We start from the raw sequence: 6075 nt of genomic DNA, 5'->3' as shown, positions 1-6075 counted from the left end.
AGAAAATAAGCCAACCCTTAATATTAATGACGTAGAGAAGAATGCTATGGTTAGGGCTTAACCCGATCTGAGGTTAAATATAATATTAACGATAAAATAGTCGCGGGTTTCCTTCTATCTCAAGAGCAACACTTTATAGATTATTTTTACGGAGTTAATAATTTAATTGACTTTGATCATATTATCATCATTTATCAGCACAAAATATTGAATAATTCTCATTTTCATTTTCATTTAAATTTAATAAACGTAAGCCTTCCTAAAGGAGAAATCTTGCGTTCAAAATACACAAATACTCATTATTGGAGTACCAATTAGTTTTTAAAGGATTATTAATATATGTTTAAAGTTACTATAAAATCGTTTCTTTTACTTTGTTTATTAACAAATGTAAGCTTGGCTGATAATTTTGTGCAATGTGATAATTGTTCTGTACATGAAATGAGGCTTGCAGCCTATGATTGGACATTAAAAAATGTTGCCGAAGGCTCATCTATTTCAGAGGTTATTAACGTAATTAACTTCTCTTCTTTCGAGGTCATTTCCTATAAAACAGGCTGGGAGAAAGAAAAGCTACCAATGGATGATTGGTATACATGGCTACCAACGTTAACAGAGGTAACTGCTAGTGCGGAAATAGAATCTAGATTAAAAAACGTTCAGATCAGTTATGAAAATATTAAAAGCCTTAATAGTGGTGTTACTATCCCCACCTCAGCTATGGCTGATGCATGGGAATATGTAGGGTGTGCGTATTGTCAATCTAGAATAGAAGAACACTTGTCAAGTCTAACTTCTATTCAAATTAATGCATTTAGTCAAGCAGTAGGGTCTATCGTCAGTATGTTTCCTGCTGTAGATACCTCAAAATTATCAAATGTTTATAAATTTCCTTTAGATGCTGGGGGTTATGCTTATGTGAATATGGATGTTATTGCTGACTCCACAATTACATTTACTCTTGTTAAAGTTGTTGACTCTGACGGTAATGAAGTTCCTAAAAAGGCTGATGATTTAAGTGCACTTCGAATATATGTTTCTACAGCTAGTTCTAATGCTAATATCAATAGCTATATACGAGACTTTTTTTTCTATATTCCTCTAACCACAACAGGTACAGTTACGATTACGGATTGTGGTGGTACTGGTATACCCGGCTCTTGTTGGTAGAGTAAAACATAGCAACAGATAAACCTCAAATAATATAATATTTCATTTTATAAGCACTATTAGCTAAATCCTTGGCTGGTAGTGCCATAATCATTAAGGGATAACAGCTTCTAAATTCCCCTCGCTTTTTCCTTATTAAACCCTCTACTTTCATTAACCAATCATAACTTAAGAATACCTAGACACAAAACCTTTGACGGTATAGCCGAACGGGGTAAAGGAACAATGGGTTGGTTTTATGGGTTCAAACTACATTTAGTCACTAACTTTAAAGGAGAAATAGTTGATGCTAAATTAACTACTGGCAATGTTCATGACACAAAGCCAGTATTAGCCTTAGCTAAAAAATTAAAAGAAAAGTTATATGCAGATAAAGGCTATATCAGCAAAAAATTAACAACTGGCTTGAAGGAAAAAGGAGTTGATTTGATAACAACCGTGTCTCAAATAGAGCATTCTCGTCATCGTAGTCCTAATGGTTTTATGTTGAATTTACTCGCAGGGTTAGTGGCTTATTGCCTTAAAGAAAATAAGCCAACCCTTAATATTAATGTCGTAGAGAAGAATGCTATGGTTAGGGCTTAACCCGATCTGAGGTTAAATAGTAGCGATTAACCATACTTAGACCAAGAAGGTTAACAATATGAACCGCAGGCAGCGTGAAAAACGTGTCCGTTTTATCGGGGGAAGAGCATGCATACCCGAGCTATTGAATTACATATAACGCAATAAAACCTAATGCATAATATTTAAAACATAAGACCATAATGAATTAAATTTAATGCAAAAATAAACTAATGATTTATTAAAATCAGTGAGAAAGCTTGTTAATAGGTATTGTGTTTAACAGGGATACTCAGCTCAATGAGCCCTGCTCTTTCAAATTTAAATTGAACAGTTATTTGCTTATCTTGACTAAAATCATCAGGATTAATATTCATAAACATTAAATGATATGGCATAGGTGCTCACACTAGTTCAGAATGCGCTTTAATCACACTATTTGACACATGAGTCATGGTTGCCATGCCCGCAGTAATTTGTGTTATATGCAAATGTAAAAAGTCACAATCAACAATACACGCGACTCTGTGGTTACTTAAAAGATTGCAAAAGTTGCCCACTGCAACAGCAATGTATTAAAATTAACGAGGACACTCGCTTATAAAACAATAATTGAAAAGTCTGTATATTCCATTAAAGACTGTTCGCCAGTGGAATATGAACCGTAGGCAGCGTGAAAAAACGTGTCCATTTTAACGGGGTAAAATCATAAAAACTCAAATTATTGAATTAAATGTAACGCAATAAAACCTAATGCCTTATATTTAAAGTATAAAAATTTGAGTGACTGTCCTTTATAATTATTTTTAGGACAACAAATCATACAAAGGATTTATTTTTGAAAAAGTTATTAACAATCATGATCATGTTCACTGTAGGTTTTACTCACGCAGAATCATATATTTCTTTAAAAAGTGACCAAGGAGAATTCATTGGTTCTGGGCAAGAGCATGAATTAACAGGTGACTTTAGTGTTTCCATTGGAGAAAGTCAGATATCAATAAACCATTCAAGTGGGTTTAACTTTTTATTTATTCCTCCAATTGATCGAGATTTAGAACGAGGTGTTTATCTATCAGCAGAAAGAGCCCCTTTTAGAGGGCCTTTAAACCCAAGGATGTCTGTAGGCTCATCAGGTAGAGGTTGTAATACAATTGCAGGTGAGTTTTATATTTATGAGTTGGATTACAGCGGTGATACCCAAATACTTGCAATGGACTTTATCCAATATTGTGATTCTAATTCAGTAAAACTAACGGGTAGCATACGCATAAATTCGGATATTCAAACCCCATATCCGCTACCATTTCCTATTATTTCCAGCAATTCAACTTCTGTCCTTGAAGGAAATAGTTTTGTAATAACAGGCGAAAAATCGGTCTCTAAAGCAAGTAAAATTGAAAGTTACTATTGGGAACAGGTAAGTGGTCCAAAAATCAACATCGCTAGCGTTGTTAACGAAAGCACTGAGGTCGAGGTATTAAATGGCATCGAGCTTGGTGGAGAAGAAATTGTTTTAAAGCTAACCGTGAACAATAATCTGGGGCAATCTGAGTCTATTAAACATACCATTAATGCTAAGAGTAAAAGTGATCCTCGCACATATTTTACTATGGACAGTGAAGCTGGAGACTACATCGGTGCTGATCAAGATTGGTTTTATGATCTTTCAACAAGCTCAATTACAATGTCGAAAAATTATGACAACGGTATCTCTGTTTCAATATCTGGCAGCGAACATTGGTCAGCTGAGTTTGCTGCTCCTGACGAAGTACAATTACAAGTTGGAGAGTATGACTATGCTGAAAGGTTTCCTTTTCAAGATGCTGGTGCTGCAGGTCTAACTATTTCAGGTAACGGCAGAGGGTGTAATAGAAATTACGGCCGCTTCAACGTCACCAAATTAGTGTGGGAAAACGATCAGCCCAAAGCATTCAAAGCGAGCTTTGAGCAGCACTGTGAACAAATGTCGGCACCTTTGTTGTCTGGTGAAGTAGCCGTGAATGCGGTACATGATAGTGTTCCTTATGCAAATGCAGGTGTTGATATTGAAATAAATGAACACGAAGTCGTTAACCTTAATGGATCTGATTCTTTCGACCCTTTAGGTAATATAGTCATTTATAAGTGGAGTACAGCCAATGAAACTGTGACTATAAATAATCCTGGGGAATCACGCGCTAATTTCATAGCTCCTTCATTACCAGATAAAGCTGAAAGTAACGATGTACAAGTATCGTTATTGGTGACAGATGATGAAGGATACAAAGCCATTGATAGTGTTAATGTAAGAGTATTGGCTAACAATAGCTCACCTGTAAGCGTCGATGATTATTTTGAAGTGTTGATTGGTGGAATTGTGCAATTAACACCATTAAATAATGATGATGATAGCGACGGTCAAATAATAATTGATTCCATAGAAGTGATTCAAGAGCCTGCACATGGAACTTTAATTATTAACTCTCAAGGGATTATTGAATATTCACATACAGGAAGTTCTACTACCGAAGATACTATTACGTATTCGGTAAAAGACAATGATGGTGCTATTTCAAATGAAGCTACGATAAAAATACAAATCAAAGAGCAAATCATTGTTCCTGAGCCAGAAGCAAAACAATCATCAGGTGGAGGAACCATGAATTTCTGGCTAATTCTATTTATTTTTGTCTCTTTTGGATATAGGCTAAAGGCGAATCGAATGTTGTCTTAACAAGTCATCAAAGCAGGACAAAAAACAGTTGGTTTTACTTCTTCGTCGTTTATTTTAACCAACTATTATTTGCCTCTTAGCAAGGCATTAGGTTTCTTTTCAGAATGGAGTTATAAATAACATAGAAGCAAATATCAAAATCAGTACCATTATGCGTATTTTAGGAGGGTTAGTTTCAACACTATTTTTAGTCATGGTGCTATTTTCATTCTTTTCTAATGAACCAATACCTATAGATGTTGTAATTTCAGGTTTTTTTTTATTTTATTTGTTGCTCCTATATGCATTTATGGTTACATATCAGGTAAAGCCCTAGATAAGTTACCAACTATCTTAGTAAGTGCTATTAAAGGCCAATCTCTAAAAGGTTAGGAGTCTCAAACCTAATAAGAAATTCAACAGGGCTAAAAAAGCGAGCTGTTCGCTTTGCTCCATTTTAGCCCTCTATTTTTAACCTGTTAATAGGGCCATTAAGGGTTAAAAGCTCAACTCCACATAATACAAATCGTTATAACACTGAATTATCAGACATTAATCCACTATTTCGTTAAGTTAACGATGTAAGAATAAAATCGCCAAAAACGTAAACGTTTTTGATTGTTAAAAAAAACAATCCGGTTAGAGTATTTTGATTAATAAATAATATGAAAACGAGTTATTCTACAAGCTCGTTATTCCTTCCCACTTAATTATGTCTAGCAGTGCCCCATCGCTTTTCTGCTCGTCATTTGTAGAATCCCGAAAAGACCAACCATGACAGCAACAGCGCTAGCTACCAAAACCCCACCGATGGTCGTAATCCATACTCCTGAGATAATTAGCCCTACTGATCCTATTACCCAAATATAATCGCCTGTTGAAAAATACAATATCAATTCTTTTTGTGGCAGAGGAACCCTTGACGCCCAAAGCAGATGAAGGCCATTCAGTATCAATAGAATGCCCAAAATCAGAATGTATGATTGAGGGGCTGGTGACGCGCCACCTAAGAAATTTGCCACTAGGATGGGTTGTAGAGCAAAGAGCATCCCAAAAACTATACAGCTAGTAGCGTTTGCACGCATAATATTTTTTAAACTTAACATAATAGGCCCTCCTATGTATAATTGGTTGACATAGAGCATAAGTGGTGAGGATTTAAATGTCAACTAGGTTTACACATAAGGGAATTCCAATGGTTGAATCTCAGTCGTTGCAGCTCATCCAAAGTGCCCAAAGGCTAAACGATGTGATTACCCAATATATCTCTCAGCGCCTAGTAGAAAAGGGTTATAAGTCGCTAACGCCCTCCCTCCTTTCTTTTCTCAGTGTTCTCGAATGCGGTGTGAACTATGGTTCAGAAATAGCAAGAAATTTGAACGTGACGAGACAGATGGTCGCGAAAACAGTGAAACAGCTCTGCCAGTTAGGATATCTTGAGCAAATAAATGGCGCTGGGAAGCAGAAAGAAATTTGTTTTACAGGGACTGGAGAATACCTAATGTCAGATGCCAGACAATTACTAGCAGAGTTGGATGAAATCCTATTTAAGAATACAAATACTAAAACGCCACAAGCAATTATAGGCGAGCTTAATATAATGATTTGTGCAGTTAATGATCGCCAACACACATAACAAGTTACTG

Annotated in this window: 4 protein-coding genes and 1 pseudogene; 4 read left to right on the top strand and 1 reads right to left on the bottom strand. The window is 35.7% G+C overall.

Annotated features, from left to right (window positions below; all coding sequences use genetic code 11):
* Positions 1 to 339 precede the first annotated feature (339 nt).
* The 3 genes and pseudogenes from Q4503_RS14590 (at position 340) to Q4503_RS14580 (ending at position 4450) form a co-directional block, all read left to right on the top strand.
* Complete coding sequence (locus Q4503_RS14590) at positions 340 to 1170, top strand: hypothetical protein (RefSeq protein ID WP_303602711.1); 831 nt, start codon at positions 340 to 342, stop codon at positions 1168 to 1170.
* Between the two features lie 162 nt (positions 1171 to 1332).
* Positions 1333 to 1755: pseudogene (locus Q4503_RS14585) on the top strand (transposase); the annotation flags it as partial.
* An 817-nt stretch (positions 1756 to 2572) separates the two neighbouring features.
* Positions 2573 to 4450: an Ig-like domain-containing protein gene (locus Q4503_RS14580; RefSeq protein WP_303602710.1), complete on the top strand. Its 1878-nt coding sequence runs from the start codon at positions 2573 to 2575 to the stop codon at positions 4448 to 4450.
* A gap of 695 nt (positions 4451 to 5145) precedes the next feature.
* Here Q4503_RS14580 and Q4503_RS14575 read toward each other — a convergent pair.
* Positions 5146 to 5535, bottom strand: coding sequence for a hypothetical protein (locus Q4503_RS14575; RefSeq protein WP_215974321.1), 390 nt, complete (start codon positions 5533 to 5535; stop codon positions 5146 to 5148).
* 89 nt (positions 5536 to 5624) lie between these two features.
* Here Q4503_RS14575 and Q4503_RS14570 point away from each other — a divergent pair, with 89 nt between their 5' ends.
* Complete coding sequence (locus Q4503_RS14570; RefSeq protein ID WP_215974322.1) at positions 5625 to 6065, top strand: MarR family transcriptional regulator; 441 nt, start codon at positions 5625 to 5627, stop codon at positions 6063 to 6065.
* Positions 6066 to 6075: the final 10 nt, after the last annotated feature.

This window comes from Colwellia sp. 6_MG-2023, assembly GCF_030547765.1.
Classification (GTDB): domain Bacteria; phylum Pseudomonadota; class Gammaproteobacteria; order Enterobacterales; family Alteromonadaceae; genus Colwellia.
The sequence above is the reverse complement of the archived record's forward strand: the minus strand, read 5'-3'. Positions and strand labels throughout refer to the sequence as shown.

Excerpts from the sequence above, each read along its gene's own strand:
- Q4503_RS14590 (WP_303602711.1), top strand. The coding sequence starts at position 340 with ATGTTTAAAGTTACTATAAAATCGTTTCTTTTACTTTGTTTATTAACA.
- Q4503_RS14575 (WP_215974321.1), bottom strand. The coding sequence starts at position 5,535 with ATGTTAAGTTTAAAAAATATTATGCGTGCAAACGCTACTAGCTGTATA.
- Q4503_RS14570 (WP_215974322.1), top strand. The coding sequence starts at position 5,625 with ATGGTTGAATCTCAGTCGTTGCAGCTCATCCAAAGTGCCCAAAGGCTA.